The sequence below is a fragment of the Pacificibacter marinus genome, assembly GCF_900109555.1.
In the GTDB taxonomy this organism is placed as follows: Bacteria; Pseudomonadota; Alphaproteobacteria; order Rhodobacterales; family Rhodobacteraceae; genus Celeribacter; species Celeribacter marinus_C.
This window is the reverse complement of record NZ_FNZV01000012.1, coordinates 86,330-103,649: the sequence shown is the minus strand read 5'-3', so window position 1 is coordinate 103,649 and position 17,320 is coordinate 86,330. Positions and strand designations below refer to the sequence as shown.

The window sequence follows — 17,320 nt, the reverse complement described above, 5'->3', positions numbered from 1 at the left end:
ATGCGGAACCTGTGTGGTTTCGCATACGCGTTGGTAAGTATTTCCACCTAAATTGAGGGCCATCAAAGACAAAGGGTGCAAAATGAAATTAAACCACAAAGACTTCAACGGTGCGCGTCTTGTGACCGTCTGCGAAGATCGAATTGATGCCGTCTGCGCCATTCAGTTTAAAGACGAAATGCGCAAACTGACGGATGAAGGGCCCAATCGTGTTGTGCTCGATATGTCACAGGTCCAGTTCCTAGACAGTTCGGGTTTGGGTGCTGTAGTTGCCGTCCTCAAAGCCAAAAAATCGGAGCAATCCTTGGAACTGGCGTCGCTGCAACCCGCAGTTCACAAGGTCTTTCGTCTCACGCGAATGGATACGGTTTTTTCAATTCATGACGATGCCACCGCAGCGATTGAAAGCGTGGCGAATGCGTCCTGAAAGAATACCGGATACCACATTTGACGGTGCCCCTGCACCTTGCGGTGAGGATGGCGTCTTACGCTTGGTCATTCCTGCAAATGAACGCGCCGTACGGCGTGGCCTTATGTGCATAAAATTAGGTCTCAAAAATCTGAATTTGGACGCGGACGATTGGAGCACGCTAGAGCTCGTAGTCGCGGAAATATTCAACAACATTGTTGAACATGCCTATAAAAAACCCAGCACTGGGCTTATTGAAACGCAAATGAATTATAGCAAAGGCCAGTTGCAATGCGAAATTGTCGATACAGGTTGCCCAATGCCAAACGGCACTCTCCCACAAGGGATGCAAAAAAGCTTGGACTGCGACATTGCTGATTTACCTGAGGGTGGCTTTGGCTGGCTTTTAATTCGCCAACTCACATCCCATCTCAATTATGACCGCGCAGCGGGACACAACATTTTAACGTTTCAATTATCGCTCAACGGTGACACCTAAAAAGATATGAACGCTGCAAACAAACGGTTAGTTCATTTGAAAATGCAAAGGATAGGTGCCATCCTCAAATGGCCCAAAAAGATCTGTCAAATCAGGGTGCTCCACCGGAACCCCAGAATAGTCAGCAATCAAATTTTGCTCTGAGACATAGGCAACATAGTAACTCTGATCATTCTCAGCCAACAAATGATAGAACGGCTGGTCCCGATTCGGACGACTGCCTTCTGGAATGGCATCATACCATTCTTCTGTATTCGAAAATATTGCATCTACGTCAAAAACCACGCCACGAAAGGGATGCTTTCGATGGCGAACAACCTGTCCGAGATGATACTTGGCGCGCGTCTTCAACATGACATTGCAACCCCCGTTGTCCGTTATTAGACTTTTCCCACCAGCGGTGTCCACGGGGGACAACCGATTATTCAGGAAACAGTTTGTGAACCTAATTTTGACAGTCTTGGAAATCGTGTCACCAGTCTTCCTTTTAGCGGCAATCGGATTCATCTGGGTAAAGACAGGTCACGAGTACAGAATTGAATTTGTCACAAAGCTGGCGATGACGCTTTCGGTGCCTGCCCTTATTTTTACAGCTTTGGTCAAAGCAGAAATTGAACCGACAGCTCTGACCAAACTCTTATTTGCGTCAATCCTTGCCTACGGCAGCGTTACGGTCGTGATGTATGCTGCGGTCAAAATCCTACGACTTGAGACACGAACATTTCTAAATCCGCTCATCTTTGGCAATGTTGGAAATTTGGGCTTGCCGCTCGCATTCTTTGCATTTGGTGACGAGGGCCTCAGCTATGCCATCATCATATTCGCGGTTATGGCCATGTGGTCTTTCACATTCGGGGTCTACATAACAGCTGGCGGTGGATCGGTTGGAAAAGCTATCAAAGAACCTCTTGTGGGGGCCACGTTGCTCGGCTCTATTTTTCTGTGGCAAGGGTGGACCCTTCCAACCTTTATGATGAACACGCTCGAACTGCTCGGCCAAATTGCCATTCCGGTTATGTTGATCACCTTGGGTGTCGCCGTTGCGCGCCTTGCGCCACGCGGTCTTGGCAAAGCTGCGGTTTTATCTGTGTTCAAAGCGTTATTATGCACGGGAATCGCCGTCGCTGTCGGACGCTGGTTTGAACTGACATCCGTGCCCTACGCTGTTTTGATTCTTCAAATCACCACGCCAGTTGCAGTCACATCGTATCTTTTGGCCGAAAAATACGGGGCCAAAGCCGATGAAGTCGCAGGGCTGGTGGTGGCGTCGACACTTTTGTCGGTATTATACCTTCCGCTTTTGCTTGCATTTGTCGTTTGATCCACAAATCGCTCACACACAGGAAAGCCATTTTACGAAAGCGCAAAAAAGCGGTAGAACTATAAAAAACAACACATGAGAGCAGTCATGAAAAAAGGTCTTCGCGCATTGGCACTGTTGGTGCTGGTTGCTGCATGCGGCAGCGGTAATTTTTCTGCGCCCCGTAATCTTGAAAACGCATGTTCCATCGTGCAACAACGCCCAACTTATTTGCGGGCGATGAAAAGCGCCGAGCGCAAATGGGGCATTCCCGTGAATGTTCAAATGGCGGTGCTGTACCAAGAAAGTAAATTTATTGGTAACGCACGCACGCCGTATCGTTTTGTTCTTGGCGTTATTCCCATGGGCCGACAAAGCTCTGCGTTTGGCTATGCTCAAGCGCTTGACGCAACATGGGACGAATACCGAAAAGAGCAACGTCGCATGGGTGCAAGACGCGATCGCATCACAGATGCCACCGATTTCATGGGCTGGTATATGAACGAATCGACGCGCAAGCTTGGCATCGCCAAATATGACGCGCGTTCGCAATACCTTGCCTATCACGAGGGTCGCACTGGTTACAGCCGCGGCAGCTACAATTCCAAACCTTGGTTGCTGCGTGTCGCGACTGAAACAGGTCAGCGGTCAAATACGTATTTTGCGCAACTCAAAGCGTGCCGCAAACTGTAGCACTCATTCAAGAGGCGTTCCTCTGCGGCGCGCCTCTGATCTGATATTGAAATCAGCATCGCGGACCGTCCCGCCTAGGCGCATTTTTGTGAGCTGAACGGTGGTTGATCCGCCGCTTTCGTCGTTGATCACCCAAGCTTTCAAGATCGGCCTATCGCCAAAAACCAAGTCAATTGATCCATATTCAGGGTGTTCAGGGTCTTGAGCACGCACAATCGTGTCGCCATTTTGTTCTGTGTGCGACACCACCATTTTGGCACGCGTCAAATCCACATTATTGGCCAAGATCAAGGAAAGCGGTGTTTTTGACATCGGAAAGCGTTGTGGGGGCTCATTCGATCCGGGGTCAAAAACGGCCACTTGGCCACCAGAGCCCAACACCAATGGATCGTTTACTCCGCCATAAGACAGCCGCATCCGTCCGGGGCGTTTGAGTGTCAAAACACCCTGGGACGATGACCCATCATCGTTGTCTTGCACAAAGTCGGCTTGCACCGTGCCAAGTGAATTGAGATAGCCTGACAGCTCTTGCAAAGACAGCTTTTCAGCCATCGCAGGAAGAGCGAAACAGACAGATGCTATGACGGGCGCGAGTGCGTAACGGAACGTTTTCATACATCCAATATACGCACTCTTGCGGTCAGTATCATCTGCCATTTGTTCACATAACGCGGAAATCGCCGTGATGAGCTGATTACTGCTCTGGCACCAGAATTTCGCGTTTTCCGACATGGTTGGCTGATGACACGACGCCTTCGTCTTCCATTTGTTCAACAAGACGGGCAGCTTTGTTATAGCCAATCGCCAATTTACGCTGAATGTAGGATGTTGAACATTTACGGTCTTTGATCACGATGGCCACAGCGGTGTCGTACAGGGCATTTTCGGTGTCCGTGTTGCCGCCCGTTGACAGGCCTAGCACCGCATCAATGCTGCTTTCTTTATCAGAGGACGGCCCCTCAACAACGCCACCAACATAAGAAGGTGGGCCATAAGATTTGAGGTAGGATACGACTTTCTCGACTTCTTCATCAGAACAAAACGGTCCATGCACACGGGTGATTTTTGACCCGCCCGCCATGTAAAGCATGTCGCCCATGCCCAACAATTGCTCAGCACCTTGTTCGCCCAAAATCGTCCGACTGTCGATTTTCGAACTCACTTGGAATGAGATACGCGTTGGGAAGTTAGCCTTGATCGTACCAGTGATGACATCCACCGATGGACGTTGTGTCGCCATAATGATGTGAATACCCGAAGCACGCGCCATCTGCGCAAGGCGTTGAATACAGGCTTCTATTTCTTTACCAGCCACCATCATCAAATCGGCCATCTCATCGACAACGACCACAATGTAGGGAATTGTTTCGGGTTTGAATTCTTCGGTCTCAAAGATGGGATCACCGGTTTCCTCGTCAAATCCGGTTTGAACAGTGCGCGAGAACATTTCGTCTTTGGCCAGCGCTTCTTTCACGCGACCATTGTAACCATCGATGTTGCGCACACCCATTTTGGACATCTTGCGGTAGCGGTCTTCCATTTCCGCCACGGTCCATTTCAAAGCCACGACAGCCTTTTTCGGGTCAGTCACAACCGGCGACAACAGATGCGGAATGCCGTCATAAACGGACAGCTCAAGCATTTTCGGATCAATCATGATCATCCGACACTCATCCGGCGTCAGCTTGTACAAAAGCGACAAGATCATCGTGTTGATCGCCACAGATTTACCGGACCCCGTAGTCCCCGCAATCAAAAGGTGAGGCATCTTAGCAAGGTTGGCCACGATGGGATCGCCACCAATATCTTTGCCCAAAGCCAGCGGCAATTTCATGTTGCTGTCACCAAAATCGCGGGCTGACAAGATTTCACGGAGCACAACTTTTTCACGATTTTCATTCGGCAACTCAATGCCGATCACCGTTCGACCGGGCACAGTGGACACACGCGCAGACAAAGCAGACATCGAGCGTGCGATGTCATCCGCCAAACCAATCACACGCGACGCTTTCAAACCGGGTGCGGGTTCAAGTTCATACATCGTCACAACTGGACCGGGACGCACAGAAACGATTTCGCCTTTGACGCCGTAATCATCCAAGACGTTTTCAAGCATCCGCGCGTTTTCTTCGAGTGCATCGTCAGACAAAGTATAGCGTGCAACTGAATCTGCGTTTTCCAACAAAGACAGAGGCGGTGTTTGGTATTCGGCCTCTTTAGGGTCGAATTTCAATGCGGGCTGTGCTTCGGCTTGGGCCTGTTTTGATGCAGTGGTGGGCTTGCGCACAGGATGTTGCACAACACGTTTTTGTTCAGGGGTCGTCACTGCAGGCTCATACCGCGCGGCATTGGGTGCTGCATATTCTGGTGTATCAAGCTCGGGCGCGTCGTTCACAAATTCATCGTCATAAACCAAAAGCTCGTAACCTTCAGGCTCATAACTGATCTGCGCATCTGTTGGATCGGGGATGTCGCCAGCATCAAATGCAGAACCCGCGTGATCCATCGGCGTTGGTTGCGCAATCAACATGGGCTTTGGACCCTTTTTGTATTTCGCAACTGCCGCCTGCGCTGCAGACAAAGGAGGCTCGACACGTGTCGCCCCCGGCAAAATAGCGCGTGATCCAATCCGTGAACGGGCATTGACCACATTCGAAATTTTGCTGCGAATACGATCATCAAACCCGCCATCCAGTTCAAAATCTGGTGCGAGTTCAGGTTCAATCAGTTCAGACTGAAGGTGTGCATCAGGTGTGCGCTTTAACAGATTTGGCATCTTGGCGAATAAGCCCGACTTTTCTGCAAAATCAGATGCCTCAACACCGTCTTGCGGCGCAGTGTCATAGGCCACATCAGCACGCACAACACGTGGAGCTGCAGCGTGCTCGGCCTCAATAAAAGCGCGATTTTCGGCATCAATGCGTTGTTTTTCAGCACGACGCGCCGCTTTGGTTTCAGCATATCTTTGCCCTGTGACAACAGATCCGCGTACCGCTTTACCGAACAGATGCACAATCAAAGAATACAGGCTGACAAGGCCAAGCAGCAAAAAGCGGCCCACCGATACCAGTTCGCGGCGTGTGAAGCCAAAGACAAATACAGTCATGCCAACAGCGGCAAAAAATGCAAGAAAGGCCAAAGTTTTGAGCGCCAAGGATGGGCTCATTGGCAAAATCTGCATCAAAGCGGCCAGAACTGTGTCACCGAACAGCCCGCCATGGCTTTGGGCCACACTGCTTGCATAAGTCGACGCATAAACGGCAATCAGTGCGATCGAAATCGGCGCAAACACCACGCGAGACAAAACGCGATCGGCGCCGCGATGACCGATGAATCGCACGCCCCAGACGGCCAAAACAGCGGCAATCCCCCAAGACGCAACACCCACGATAATCATCAAAGGTGAGGCAATGGATGCCCCAAAGCGGCCTAAAATATTATGAACGGGGGCGTCTGTGGCCGACAGCCAACTTGGATCTTCGGGCACATATGACCCCAACATCAAAGCCATGACCAATCCGGCCAACAACAGCCCTATGCCAACAAGTTCTCGCCCCCTGCGTTCAAGAATCGCTTGGGTGTTTCTGTCAAAGAGTGGATCACGACCGCGTGCCTGATAGGATGCCATATTCGCCTCTTTCTAACCGTACAAACAGTCACGGATCATCGTCAGCCCGCGCTGTGTCTCTGCTTTTGGGGCCACCAAAGCGACCCGAATGTAATTTTTACCCGGGTTTTCCCCGTTCACGTCTCGTGCCCAATAGCCGCCAGGGACGACCCGAACACCTGTCTCGGTCCACAGTTTCAGTGCGGCTTGTTCTCCGTCTTCGACAGGAAGCCACAAAAAGAAACCTGCTTCGGGTGACTGAGCCCCCGCGATGCCCGAAAACACCACATCAGCCATATCGAGCTTTTCAGCATAAAGCTGACGCGATGCAACCACATGTGCTTCATCTGCCCAAACCCGTGCCGATACGGCTTGGATAGCTTGGGGCAAGGGCGCGCCGGAATAGGCTCTAAGCTGTTTAATTTGTTTTATATTCTCAGGGCCAGAGGCCACAAATCCAGAGCGCAACCCCGGCAGATTAGACCGCTTTGACAGCGAATGGAAAATCGCCACACGTTCAGGGTCGGCCCCCATTTCATTGGCCACTTCAAGGGCACCAACGGGGGGATCAAACCGATAAATCTCGGAATAACATTCATCCGCGAAGATTTTGAAATCATGCTTTTCGGCAAGCGCAATCAAATCTTGGTAATAGGCGCGCGTCGCGACAGCACCCTGCGGATTGGACGGGCTGCAAATATACGCAATCGTGGTGCGGTCTAAAACGTCAGCAGGCAAACCAGCGTAGTCTGGCAAAAACCCAGTCTCGCGCGTCGCCGGCACATACACAGGCTCGGCCCCCACCGTCACGGCGGCCACGGCGTAGACTTGGTAAAACGGATTGGGAATCAAAACGACAGGCGTTTTGCCATTTTTGCGTTCAGGCGACAAAGCGATACACGCGTTCATCAAGCCTTCGCGTGTACCATTGAGCGCCATCACCTGTGTGGCAGAATCAACTGTCACGCCAAAGCGGGTTTTAATCCATGTCGCAATAGCCCCAAGCAAATCAGGCGTGCCAAAATTATCTGGGTACTTGGCGAACAGGCCTAGGTTTTGAGCCAAAACATCGCCAATGAAATCAGGCATCGGATGGCGTGGTTCGCCAATCGTCATATGCACGACATCACCGCCCGGCGCATGCGCGTCGAGAAGGGTCCGCAAACGCGGAAACGCATATTCAGGCAGGTTCGAAAACCGCTCGGGAAACGTCATGATTGCTGCTACTGCCTCGTATTTACGGATCATTTTGCCCGCTTGTTTTGAGGTACGATAACGTCTTAGGGCCAAACGGTCCAGAAAAAGACGTGGCTTTTATGTCGCCACGCCTATGATCTGTGACTTTTAGGACAATGCTATTTGCGCCGCAGCCCCCAAACGCAAGAGCGCGACTTCGGTATTTGGCGGCGTTTGCAAGAGCACTCCGACAGAGGGAATACCCGTTGGCAAGGTCAATCCTGTCAGCCCCATCAAGTTCCCGATCCGCGTGTTGCGCAAAGCAAGCAGGTTTTCAGTGACGTAATAATCCGCATCTGACAAAAGCCGATCCACATTGGGCGGCAAAATCGGTGCGGTCGGCAAGATCACCGCATCATAGCCAGCTGTCGCGGCAAGATATTCGGCGCGGTACATTTCAAGCGCGCGCCCTGCCGAAAAATAATCCACGCCAGACACCGAACCACCCGCCCGAAAGCGATCCAAAATCGGGCCGAACATCACGTCAGGGTTGGCCTCAATCGTGTCACGCCATGCGCCGTAAGCCTCAACTGGAAACAAAATACCGGACAGCGCCATGGCTTTTTCAACCACATCAATCGCACCACGTTCAATCACAGCACCAGCGTCTTTGAAACGTGACACAGCATGATCAAACCCCGCGAGTGGGCTGTCGCGAATGTCATCAAATGCAGTGGTTTCCAAGATCAAAAGCCGCTTACCTTTAAGTGTGGCCCCGCGCAAATCTGCTGCGGGACTTGCATCCAAAATCGCAAACACCTCGGCCGCGTCTTCAACTGTGCGCACCAATGGACCCACTGTATCAAAGGACTCAGCAAGCGGCACAACGCCTTCTTTAGACAAACGTTTTCCTGATGTTTTCAACCCAACCAAATCGTTCCACGCCGCCGGAATACGAACAGATCCGCCTGTGTCCGTGCCAATCGCACCAGAGGCCAAACCAAACGCGACAGAACCAGCAGCCCCCGAAGACGACCCACCAGACACCGCTGCATGATCATTCACGCAGGGCGTTGTGGCCGTCACAGGGTTCAGGCCAAGACCCGAAAACGCGAGCTCGCTCATATGCGTTTTTCCAAGCATCACAAGACCTTGAGCAGATGCGCGCCGCACCATTTCTGCATCTTTTTGGGGCACGCGCCCTTTAAGCAAAGCAGAACCCGCTTCTGTCGCGGTGCCGGCCGTATCAAACAAATCTTTCCACGATACAGGCACCCCGTCCAAAAGCCCGCGCCGAATGCCAAGCTTGGCACGTTTCGACGCGGCAGCGGCTTCAGCCATAGCGCGATCTCGGGTCAGACGCGCATAAATGCGAGGGCCGAATGGATGGGCCTCTGCGGCATCTAAAAACTGCGTGGTAATATCAATCGGATCAAGGGCCCCTGCCCCAATCGCGCGACCAAGGTCGCACATAGAACGTTTTGTCAGCTCTGTCATTTGGGAGACTCCTTTCAAGGCGGCACGTATTTTATTATCGCACGCTAGCGGCACAAGAACGCATGGACAATCCCGCAATCCGCACCATATTGGGCGCATGACATATACAAGCGATATTTTGATTGTTGGTGGCGGCCTAAACGGCCCCGCTTTGGCGCTGGCCTGTGCAAATGCGGGGCTTTCGGTGACCGTGATCGACAGGCTTGCCACAGGAACACTGGCCAGTGACACATTTGATGGGCGCGGCTATGCGCTGTCTTTGTCGTCTCAAAGATTGCTGAATGCTATTGGCCTGTGGGACACGGTGCGCGACACAGCGCAGCCCATTTTAGAGGTCAAAGTGACGGACGGCAAAGCAGGCGAAGGCCCCGCGCCGTTCATGTTGGAATTCGATCACGCAGAAACAGATGACGGGCCAATGGGCTACATGCTTGAGGACCGTTTTTTACGTCGCGCATTCTTGGATGCATTGGCTTCACACCCCAAGATCAGCCAGATCGAAGGCATGGTGACGACACAAAACGTAGGTCCAGCGGGGGCGCAACTCACGTTAGCCGACGGCACAGTTTTAACTGGCGCCTTGATTGTGGGCTGCGATGGTCGCACGTCCGGCACCGCCCAACGTGCAGGCATCAACCGCACAGGGTGGGGCTACAAACAAACAGCGCTGGTCTGCGCCATTGCCCATGAAAAACCCCATGGCGGATGTGCGCATCAGTTTTTCATGCCAGCCGGACCTTTGGCAATTCTGCCATTGCCCGGCAATAAAAGTTCAATCGTTTGGACTGAAAAAGACAGTGTTGCCCAAGACATTCAGGCGCTGGACGACGCCGACTATTTGGCCGTCTTAAAACCTAGGTTTGGTGATTTTCTGGGGGATATTTCGCTGGCGGGCAAACGGTTCAGTTACCCATTGGGGCTGACCTTGGCGAATGCATTTACCGCACCACGCATCGCGTTGGTCGGGGATGCCGCACATGGCATGCACCCTATCGCAGGCCAAGGATTGAACGCTGGATTAAAAGATGTCGGCGCTTTGGCAGAGGTGCTGGTCAACGCGTTTCGACGCGGAGAAGACATTGGTCGTATCGATGTTTTGGGGCGCTACCAGCAATGGAGACGCTTTGATGTGGCCGCGCAAGCTGTCATGACAGATGGGTTCAACAAACTGTTTTCCAACGACAATCCACTTTTGCGGTTTGGGCGCGACATTGGTATGGGGGTTGTGAATGCGATCCCATCTATGCGCCGCGCTGCAATGCGCGAAGCCGCAGGGGTCAGTGGTGATTTGCCAAAATTGATGCAAGGCAAACCACTTTAAACTGTATTAATCGTCTAAGGTCCGCGCCTCATCTGCTAGCATAATTGGAATGCCATTGCGGATCGGATAGGCTAATTTCGCAGATTTCGACACCAGTTCTTGCGCGTCAGCATCGTAAGTGAGAATGCCGCGCGTGAGTGGGCACACCAGCGCTTCAAGCATTCTGCGGTCGAATGGAATGGTTTCAGTCGTCATCACATCATTTCCTCGTCATTGCCGCCGCGCAGGGCGAATTCCATGAGTGTTATAAGCGTTTCACGGCGGGTGGAAAGAGACGGAGCTTCGAGCAGTGCTTGTTTGTCTTCTGGGCCAAACGGGCAGAGCACTGACACAGAGTTGATCAGCATTTCATCTTCTGCTGCTGCAAGACTGTCCCAATCGACGTTTAGATCTTCGTCGATAAAATAGCGCCGCAGCACACTTAGAATCGCAGGCCGATCAAGTCCTGCGTCATGTTCCGGCGAACCTAGGTCACGGTCAAACCCCGACCAATCCACATGCGCACGGCGATAGGGCACAAACCCATCGATTTCATCGCCAACACGGCACCGCGACACCCCAGTCAACGTGATCATGTACCGCCCATCAGCGGTTTCAGAAAACGCCGTGAGACGCCCAGCACACCCGATCGCATTCAGTCGATTCCCCGCCAGTCCGCCACGCGGCTGCACCATAACGATCAAGCGTTCGGGCGTTTTCATGCAATCTTCGACCATTTGCAGATAGCGCGGCTCAAAGATATGCAGCGGCATAGGGGAGCGCGGCAGTAAAAGTGCGCCAGGCAAAGGAAAGACGGGAAGCACATTGGGCAGATCAATTGATGTTTTCATACCCATAAGCTAGCCCGCCGATCTCATCAGACAAATATCATTGAAGACAATTTGCGACGCCCGTTCAACACAATAGGATCATTGGGTTTTAGACTATCGAACACCTTGAACAATTGTTCTTTGGCGGCCCCTTCATTCCAATCGCGATCCTGTTTAAACGCCGCCAAAAGCGCGTCAACAGCACCCTGGATATCTCCGTCCGCATGCAATGCTGTTGCCAGATCAAGGCGCGCTTGCATGTTGGCGGGATCGGCCTCAACCGCAGCACTCAATTCAGCAACCGGACCGGCATTTTCAGCTTCACGAGCCAAAGCGATTTGCGCAAAAACGGCTTCGATCAAGGCATGCTTTGAGATTTCAACAGGCACACCGTTGAGCACAGCCTCTGCTTCGTCCAATGCATTTTGCGCGACATGGCACTTGGCCAAACCTGCAAATGAAGGTGCGTTTTTCGGGTCTTCTTCTAGAATCGCGGCATATGTTTGCGCGGCATCATCAATATCGCCAGCCTCAAACATTTCATCTGCGGCCTCGACAGCGGCATCCAACCCACCATCGTCACCCAGATCAAGCAACTTGGCGACAAAGGCGTCGATTTCAGATTGCGGCAATGCCCCTTGGAAACCATCGATAGGTTTGCCTTCCCAAAAGGCAAACACAGTTGGCACAGATTGCACGCGCATTTGGCCCGCAAGCATTTGGTTTTTGTCCACATCGACTTTTGCCATGCGCACTTTGCCACCAGCGGCGTTGACCGCAGCTTCCAAAGCCGGCCCAAGTGTTTTGCACGGGCCGCACCAAGGCGCCCAAAAGTCCACGATCACGGGGACCGTGTTCGACATTTCGATCACTTCAGCCATGAAGTTTTCTTCTGTCACGTCGATAACATGCGCACCCGCGTCTGGGGTGGCGGATTGCCCGAGTTCGATCATCAGGGTCTCTCCTTTAAATAGTCTTGATCTTTATATGCGCGCGTTTGCGGTAAATTTAAAGGTCGAAGGTTGCAAAGACTGGTGCATGATCAGATGGCTTTTCCCATCCACGAGCTGTGCGCAAAACACGGCTGGAATGTGCAGCATTTGAAATATCGGACGTGCCCCAGATGTGATCCAGTCGGCGACCTTTGTCGGCCACATCCCATTCTTTGGCACGATAAGACCACCAGCTGTACAAAAGCCCCTCGGGAATATCTTGGCGGGTGATGTCAATAAAACCGCCAGCCTCTTGGGTTTGTACAAGGTGTTCGACCTCAATCGGTGTGTGCGATACGATTTTCAAAAGTTTCTTGTGATCCCAAACGTCGTCTTCGCGGGGCGCAATATTCAAATCACCTACAAGAATGGACTTTTCGGGTTTATTGGCATGAAAGGCATCGCGCATTTCAGTCAAGTAATCGAGTTTTTGACCAAACTTTTCATTGATTTCGCGATCAGGTTTGTCACCACCTGCGGGCACATAAAAGTTGTGAATGGTGACACCATTTTCCAGCTTACCTGCAACGTGGCGCGCATGGCCCAGCGCGGCGTAGTCTTCACCACCAGCATCAACGATTGGCAGTTTTGACAAGATTGCAACACCGTTGTAGCCCTTTTGCCCGCGTGCAACCATGTGAGTGTAGCCCAGCGCATGAAACCCCTCGAGTGGAATTTTATCAACGGGAGATTTGCATTCTTGCAGGCACAAAACATCTGGCGCCTCTTCCGCGAGAAGCTTAAGCACAATCGGCTCACGCAGACGCACAGAGTTGATATTCCAAGTGGCGAGGGTGAATGACATTTACGGCCCTTTCGAGATATCCAATACGAGACACGCGGTCTCTTGATTTATCTCATAGGTTAAAGAGCCTTTGCCCCCAACGCCACCCAGAAGACGCGCAATCAATCGTATTGCACCACCTCGAATTCAATGCCGCTGGCATCTTCGAAATAGAACCGCCGCCCCGGTTCGTAATTCGCATGTGACTTTGGTATAAAACCGGCCTCTTTGACACGGGCTTCAACAGCATCCAGATCGGGCACCACAACTGCAATGTGATTCAGACCACCAATTGTATTGTAGCAATCTATCGGCCCTGCTGGCGCTTTTGGTGGCTGATAGAGTGCCACATAACTGTCGGTGCCCCCGACATGCGCAGAGTGCCCATTGTGGATAGAGGCGCCATGCCAGCGCACATCCCAACCAAAGACAAATTTCATCCAATCTGCTGTGGCCTGCCAATCGCGGACCGTGACGTTCACATGCTCGAGTTTCACTTGTGTCATATTTCTCTCCAAACGTTTGAGTTGCGTCTGTGAGGGAACTGTGTAATTTCTAAAGCTCACTTTAGGTCAAGGTTTATTATGGCACTCGGGACAGAACTTTCCATTGGGCAAGTTGCGCAGCGCACCGGCGTCGCAGTGTCAGCCTTGCGGTATTATGAAACGCAGGGGCTGTTGCAGGCCAATCGCAACGCTGGTGGGCAACGGCGGTTTGCGCGCGCCACGTTACGGCGCATTTCGTTTATCATTGCAGCCCAAAAGTTTGGATTTTCCATTGCGCGCATTCGAGAACTGTTTGTGAATTTGCCAGAAAATCGCACGCCCAATGAGACCGATTGGAGCAAGATCGCCTTAGAGTTTCGGGCCGAACTGGATGCGAAAATCGCATCGCTGGAAAAGCTACGTGACAATTTAGATGGCTGTATTGGCTGCGGCTGTCTATCGATGAAGAAATGCGCGCTTTATAATGCGGACGACAAAGTTGCTGCTCATGGCGCTGGCGCACAGCTTTTGTAAGAGCACCTCGTAGACAGCAAAAAGGCCCCAACTTGCGGGGCCTTTCCATCACGCAATGACGTGTAACTTAAAATGTTGGCAGGGGTGGAAGAGGCTGACCAAACCATTCTTCGGAAATAGCATCCAATTCGCCACCCAGTTTCTTGTGCAAAATAAAGACGTTGACCCACTGTAGCAAATCAAAGTCGCCTTTTTTGATACCGATAAACGCAGGGCTTTCTTTCAAGATTAGCTTTGTATCAATGCTGACATCTGGCGAATCAACCGCCAACTGCGCTGCAGCGGTGTTTCCCGTCACAAGCACATCTACTTGACCCGACGTATAAGCCGCCAAGGTTGCAGCATCGTCACCAAAGCGAATGATATTTGCATCTGAAGGGGCGATTTTTGACAACTCGAGATCCTCAAGATTGCCGCCAGTGACACCCACTGCCATGCCAGAGAGGTCTGCAGCAGACGTGATCATTGTGTCTTCAGACGCAAAAACGCCTGAGTAAAACGGCGCGTATGCAGCTGAGAACCATATCGACTTGGCGCGCTCCGGGTTCGCCCCTAAGGAAGAGATGATCAAATCAACGCGGCCTGTTTCCAAGAATGGGATACGCTGTTTGGACACAACGGGCACGATCTCAAGATCAACACCTAGATTTTCAGCCATGAGTTTAGCAACGTCGACGTCATAGCCAACATGCTCGCCCTCGATACCCAGTGAACCGAAAGGCGCAAAGCTTTCAGGCACCGCGATTTTAATTACTCCAGCGGACAAAATGTCAGCCAAGTCAGCCTGCGCAGGGGCACTAAAGGGCACCGCAAGAATGGCCGCAGCGATAAGCGATTTAAACGTCGTTTTCATATGAAACTAACTCCTAGTTGGTTTGATTGAGCGGCTTTAGGCAGCTTTTTTGGATGTGGAACCAAGGCGCTTTTCCAACCAGCGCGACCACAAAGACAGCGGGTAGCACAGGGTGAAATAAATCAGCGCCATGAGAGGGAAAATGATGAAGGGTTCCGACCCTTCAACGGGGGCGTTGGCCCAACGTTTGCCAATCGCCATAAGATCATGAAATCCGATGATATAGGCCAGCGAGGTGCCTTTGATAATTTGCACCATAAAGCCCACGGTGGGGGCCAACGCGATACGCAACGCTTGCGGCAAAACCACTTTGCGCAGGGTGATGAAAAACCCCATACCAATGGCACGCGCGCCTTCCCACTGTCCTTGCGGTACGCTTTCAATCGCGCCACGCCAAACATCGGCAAGATAGGCAGACGAATACATCGTAAGTGAAAAAATCGCAGCGACCCATGGATTAACGTTGATGCCAAGCAAAGCTGGCACCCCAAGTCCAGTGAGGAACAACAGCATCAACAACGGCGTCGATTGAAACAACCAGATATAGCTGATGGCAAGACCTCTAGTGGTTTTGCTTGGCATGACCCGCATCAAGGTGATCAAGCCCCCCAACAAACCGCCACCGACAAAAGCGATCAGCGACAGATATATAGTGTACTGCGTCGCTTCGATCAGTTGAAACAAGATGATGCCGTCAGGTTTGCCCATTAGGCTGACAAAAAAATCTTTCATCGTGCGGTCTTCCAGCGAAAGGCCCGCTTTTCAACCAGCTGCATCAGCGCTTTGAACGCCAGAGAAATGAGAATGTACAAAATGGTCAGGGTGAAAAACACCTCGAACGATCGGAATGTCCGACTGTCGATATACAGACCGGCTTGGGTCAGATCGCGCACACCGATTTCAGAAATCACACCTGTGGTCAGGAATAAGAAAATGAACTGCGAATTGAGCGAAGCAAACATTTGCGCCACAGATTGCGGCACGATGATTTTGATGAACTGGATATAGCGCGGAATACCCAAAGCCTTGGCGGCGTCATGTTGGCCTTCGTCAACAACTTGAAACCCTGCACGCAGAATTTCCGCGAAATAGGCTGAAAAGTTTAGGGTCAGTGCCAAAACGGCATGCGCCCAAAACGGCCAAACATACCCAAGCAGTTGCGGTAATCCGAATGCGACAAAAAACAGCTGCACAATCAAAGGCGTGTTGCGAATGAAATCCACATAAGCCGCAGCGATATACCGCAGCACTGGGATTTTTTCATAGCGCGCAGCAGCCAAGCCCAGCGCTAGGATGAATCCCAAAACCGCGCCTGCAAGCGTCAACATCGCACTCAAGGCCACGCCTTCGGCCAAAAGCCAAACATATTCCGAGTTTCGGTAAATTTCAAAAAACCGCAGTTCCATAAATGCCCAACTGTTTGCTGCAAATAAACGCAAAAAGTCTGCGCACTGGTCGACCAAAGATGCGCAGACAGACATTCACAAGACTGGGAAGGCAGATCAGGAACCTACATTCTGGCTTGCTGGAAAAGGTGGCAAAGTTTTCGGCACGCGCATAAAAAATAGGCTTCAACCGAAACGGCGAGGCCTATTTTTAGAAAAACATGCGCTGATATTAAGCAGCTAAGCGGTATCCGCCCGATTCAGTCACCAAAATGCGTGCATTTGAGGGATCGGGTTCAATCTTTTGACGCAAACGATAGATATGCGTTTCCAAAGTGTGCGTTGTCACACCCGCGTTATAGCCCCAAACCTCGTGCAGCAACACATCGCGCGGCACCACTGTTTCGGTTGAGCGGTACAGGTACTTGAGAATATTGGTTTCTTTTTCGGTCAGGCGGATTTTCTTTTCATCCTCAGTCACCAACATCTTTTGCGCAGGTTGGAACGTGTATGGCCCAAGCTGGAACACTGCGGCCTCAGATTGCTCATGCGTGCGCAGCTGCGCACGAATGCGTGCCAAAAGCACAGGGAATTTAAACGGCTTTGTCACATAGTCATTGGCACCAGCATCCAACCCCAAAATCGTGTCGGCGTCAGTGTCGTGGCCTGTGAGCATCAAAATTGGGCATTTCACGCCGCTTTTGCGCATCAACTTGCACAACTCACGTCCATCCGTGTCTGGCAGCCCGACATCAAGCATCACAAGATCATAGTGCTGATCTTTGATTTTCTCCATACCGGTCGCGCCACTGTCTGCTTCAAAGACATCGAAATCTTCGGTCATCACCAGCTGTTCGCTCAACGCCTCGCGCAGATCGTCATCGTCATCAACCAGCAGTATCTTTTTGAGAGTGGTCATTTTAAATGCCCTTTTTTGTGTGTCTCTTGTCAAAGATGTGATGTGCGCTCACGCTTT

Annotated in this window: 20 protein-coding genes; 6 read left to right on the top strand and 14 right to left on the bottom strand. The window is 51.6% G+C overall.

Annotated elements, in window-relative coordinates; genetic code table 11:
• The first annotated feature begins 82 nt into the window (after window positions 1-82).
• A complete protein-coding gene (locus BM025_RS14725; protein WP_085850289.1) occupies window positions 83-427 on the top strand; it encodes an STAS domain-containing protein in 345 nt (114 codons plus the stop codon).
• Window positions 417-908: an ATP-binding protein gene (locus BM025_RS14720; RefSeq protein WP_090875403.1), complete on the top strand. Its 492-nt coding sequence runs from the start codon at window positions 417-419 to the stop codon at window positions 906-908. Before BM025_RS14725 ends, BM025_RS14720 begins: the two co-directional genes overlap by 11 nt.
• Window positions 909-935: 27 nt before the next feature.
• Here the strand turns inward: BM025_RS14720 and hspQ are convergent, their stop codons facing one another.
• A complete protein-coding gene (gene hspQ / locus BM025_RS14715; protein WP_085850287.1) occupies window positions 936-1,262 on the bottom strand; it encodes a heat shock protein HspQ in 327 nt (108 codons plus the stop codon).
• 85 nt (window positions 1,263-1,347) lie between these two features.
• Here hspQ and BM025_RS14710 point away from each other — a divergent pair, with 85 nt between their 5' ends.
• Window positions 1,348-2,229 (top strand): AEC family transporter, encoded by an 882-nt coding sequence (locus BM025_RS14710; protein ID WP_085850286.1) that lies wholly within the window; start codon window positions 1,348-1,350, stop codon window positions 2,227-2,229.
• A gap of 87 nt (window positions 2,230-2,316) precedes the next feature.
• The gene (locus BM025_RS14705) at window positions 2,317-2,901 is read left to right on the top strand and encodes a transglycosylase SLT domain-containing protein (RefSeq protein WP_085850285.1); all 585 of its coding nucleotides are present in this window, start codon (window positions 2,317-2,319) and stop codon (window positions 2,899-2,901) included.
• A gap of 3 nt (window positions 2,902-2,904) precedes the next feature.
• On the opposite strand, the gene BM025_RS14700 is transcribed toward BM025_RS14705, so the two are convergent.
• From BM025_RS14700 to BM025_RS14685, 4 genes are all read right to left on the bottom strand, one after another.
• On the bottom strand, window positions 2,905-3,558 hold the full coding sequence (locus BM025_RS14700; RefSeq protein ID WP_342027563.1) for a LolA family protein: 654 nt from the start codon (window positions 3,556-3,558) through the stop codon (window positions 2,905-2,907).
• Window positions 3,559-3,595: 37 nt separating this feature from the next.
• The gene (locus BM025_RS14695) at window positions 3,596-6,529 is read right to left on the bottom strand and encodes a DNA translocase FtsK (RefSeq protein ID WP_085850284.1); all 2,934 of its coding nucleotides are present in this window, start codon (window positions 6,527-6,529) and stop codon (window positions 3,596-3,598) included.
• Window positions 6,530-6,541: 12 nt separating this feature from the next.
• Window positions 6,542-7,723: an aminotransferase class I/II-fold pyridoxal phosphate-dependent enzyme gene (locus BM025_RS14690; protein WP_085850326.1), complete on the bottom strand. Its 1,182-nt coding sequence runs from the start codon at window positions 7,721-7,723 to the stop codon at window positions 6,542-6,544.
• A gap of 129 nt (window positions 7,724-7,852) precedes the next feature.
• Entirely contained in the window at window positions 7,853-9,181 is a 1,329-nt protein-coding gene (locus BM025_RS14685; RefSeq protein ID WP_085850283.1) for an amidase, read from the bottom strand.
• A 97-nt stretch (window positions 9,182-9,278) separates the two neighbouring features.
• Between BM025_RS14685 and BM025_RS14680 the strand changes: the two genes are divergently transcribed.
• Window positions 9,279-10,502 carry an FAD-dependent monooxygenase gene (locus BM025_RS14680; RefSeq protein WP_085850282.1) on the top strand — a complete coding sequence of 408 codons (1,224 nt, stop codon included), beginning with the start codon at window positions 9,279-9,281 and terminating at the stop codon, window positions 10,500-10,502.
• A gap of 6 nt (window positions 10,503-10,508) precedes the next feature.
• On the opposite strand, the gene BM025_RS14675 is transcribed toward BM025_RS14680, so the two are convergent.
• The 5 genes from BM025_RS14675 to BM025_RS14655 form a co-directional block, all read right to left on the bottom strand.
• Window positions 10,509-10,697 carry a Trm112 family protein gene (locus tag BM025_RS14675; protein WP_085850281.1) on the bottom strand — a complete coding sequence of 63 codons (189 nt, stop codon included), beginning with the start codon at window positions 10,695-10,697 and terminating at the stop codon, window positions 10,509-10,511.
• Window positions 10,697-11,332 carry an LON peptidase substrate-binding domain-containing protein gene (locus BM025_RS14670; protein WP_085850325.1) on the bottom strand — a complete coding sequence of 212 codons (636 nt, stop codon included), beginning with the start codon at window positions 11,330-11,332 and terminating at the stop codon, window positions 10,697-10,699. Before BM025_RS14670 ends, BM025_RS14675 begins: the two co-directional genes overlap by 1 nt.
• 26 nt (window positions 11,333-11,358) lie before the next feature.
• Complete coding sequence (locus tag BM025_RS14665; RefSeq protein WP_085850280.1) at window positions 11,359-12,264, bottom strand: thioredoxin family protein; 906 nt, start codon at window positions 12,262-12,264, stop codon at window positions 11,359-11,361.
• Between the two features lie 55 nt (window positions 12,265-12,319).
• A complete protein-coding gene (locus tag BM025_RS14660) occupies window positions 12,320-13,108 on the bottom strand; it encodes an exodeoxyribonuclease III (RefSeq protein ID WP_085850279.1) in 789 nt (262 codons plus the stop codon).
• Window positions 13,109-13,209: 101 nt separating this feature from the next.
• A complete protein-coding gene (locus tag BM025_RS14655) occupies window positions 13,210-13,593 on the bottom strand; it encodes a VOC family protein (protein WP_085850278.1) in 384 nt (127 codons plus the stop codon).
• A 78-nt stretch (window positions 13,594-13,671) separates the two neighbouring features.
• Here BM025_RS14655 and soxR point away from each other — a divergent pair, with 78 nt between their 5' ends.
• Complete coding sequence (soxR, locus tag BM025_RS14650) at window positions 13,672-14,106, top strand: redox-sensitive transcriptional activator SoxR (RefSeq protein ID WP_085850277.1); 435 nt, start codon at window positions 13,672-13,674, stop codon at window positions 14,104-14,106.
• A 67-nt stretch (window positions 14,107-14,173) separates the two neighbouring features.
• On the opposite strand, the gene BM025_RS14645 is transcribed toward soxR, so the two are convergent.
• The 4 genes from BM025_RS14645 to BM025_RS14630 all read right to left on the bottom strand — a co-directional run bounded on the left by BM025_RS14645 (window position 14,174) and on the right by BM025_RS14630 (window position 17,263).
• Window positions 14,174-14,959, bottom strand: coding sequence for a transporter substrate-binding domain-containing protein (locus tag BM025_RS14645; RefSeq protein WP_085850276.1), 786 nt, complete (start codon window positions 14,957-14,959; stop codon window positions 14,174-14,176).
• Window positions 14,960-14,995: 36 nt separating this feature from the next.
• A complete protein-coding gene (locus BM025_RS14640; RefSeq protein ID WP_085850275.1) occupies window positions 14,996-15,691 on the bottom strand; it encodes an amino acid ABC transporter permease in 696 nt (231 codons plus the stop codon).
• Window positions 15,688-16,365, bottom strand: coding sequence for an amino acid ABC transporter permease (locus BM025_RS14635; protein WP_085850324.1), 678 nt, complete (start codon window positions 16,363-16,365; stop codon window positions 15,688-15,690). Before BM025_RS14635 ends, BM025_RS14640 begins: the two co-directional genes overlap by 4 nt.
• 211 nt (window positions 16,366-16,576) lie before the next feature.
• Window positions 16,577-17,263, bottom strand: a complete 687-nt coding sequence (locus BM025_RS14630; protein ID WP_085850274.1) for a response regulator transcription factor — start codon at window positions 17,261-17,263, stop codon at window positions 16,577-16,579.
• Between the last annotated feature and the right edge of the window lie 57 nt (window positions 17,264-17,320).

Excerpts from the sequence above, each read along its gene's own strand:
- BM025_RS14705 (WP_085850285.1), top strand. The coding sequence starts at position 2,317 with ATGAAAAAAGGTCTTCGCGCATTGGCACTGTTGGTGCTGGTTGCTGCA.
- BM025_RS14670 (WP_085850325.1), bottom strand. The coding sequence starts at position 11,332 with ATGAAAACATCAATTGATCTGCCCAATGTGCTTCCCGTCTTTCCTTTG.
- BM025_RS14720 (WP_090875403.1), top strand. The coding sequence starts at position 417 with ATGCGTCCTGAAAGAATACCGGATACCACATTTGACGGTGCCCCTGCA.
- BM025_RS14685 (WP_085850283.1), bottom strand. The coding sequence starts at position 9,181 with ATGACAGAGCTGACAAAACGTTCTATGTGCGACCTTGGTCGCGCGATT.
- soxR (WP_085850277.1), top strand. The coding sequence starts at position 13,672 with ATGGCACTCGGGACAGAACTTTCCATTGGGCAAGTTGCGCAGCGCACC.
- BM025_RS14690 (WP_085850326.1), bottom strand. The coding sequence starts at position 7,723 with ATGACGTTTCCCGAGCGGTTTTCGAACCTGCCTGAATATGCGTTTCCG.
- BM025_RS14675 (WP_085850281.1), bottom strand. The coding sequence starts at position 10,697 with ATGACGACTGAAACCATTCCATTCGACCGCAGAATGCTTGAAGCGCTG.
- BM025_RS14640 (WP_085850275.1), bottom strand. The coding sequence starts at position 15,691 with ATGAAAGATTTTTTTGTCAGCCTAATGGGCAAACCTGACGGCATCATC.
- BM025_RS14660 (WP_085850279.1), bottom strand. The coding sequence starts at position 13,108 with ATGTCATTCACCCTCGCCACTTGGAATATCAACTCTGTGCGTCTGCGT.
- BM025_RS14655 (WP_085850278.1), bottom strand. The coding sequence starts at position 13,593 with ATGACACAAGTGAAACTCGAGCATGTGAACGTCACGGTCCGCGATTGG.
- BM025_RS14665 (WP_085850280.1), bottom strand. The coding sequence starts at position 12,264 with ATGATCGAACTCGGGCAATCCGCCACCCCAGACGCGGGTGCGCATGTT.
- BM025_RS14700 (WP_342027563.1), bottom strand. The coding sequence starts at position 3,558 with ATGGCAGATGATACTGACCGCAAGAGTGCGTATATTGGATGTATGAAA.
- hspQ (WP_085850287.1), bottom strand. The coding sequence starts at position 1,262 with ATGTTGAAGACGCGCGCCAAGTATCATCTCGGACAGGTTGTTCGCCAT.
- BM025_RS14635 (WP_085850324.1), bottom strand. The coding sequence starts at position 16,365 with ATGGAACTGCGGTTTTTTGAAATTTACCGAAACTCGGAATATGTTTGG.
- BM025_RS14680 (WP_085850282.1), top strand. The coding sequence starts at position 9,279 with ATGACATATACAAGCGATATTTTGATTGTTGGTGGCGGCCTAAACGGC.
- BM025_RS14725 (WP_085850289.1), top strand. The coding sequence starts at position 83 with ATGAAATTAAACCACAAAGACTTCAACGGTGCGCGTCTTGTGACCGTC.
- BM025_RS14695 (WP_085850284.1), bottom strand. The coding sequence starts at position 6,529 with ATGGCATCCTATCAGGCACGCGGTCGTGATCCACTCTTTGACAGAAAC.
- BM025_RS14630 (WP_085850274.1), bottom strand. The coding sequence starts at position 17,263 with ATGACCACTCTCAAAAAGATACTGCTGGTTGATGACGATGACGATCTG.
- BM025_RS14645 (WP_085850276.1), bottom strand. The coding sequence starts at position 14,959 with ATGAAAACGACGTTTAAATCGCTTATCGCTGCGGCCATTCTTGCGGTG.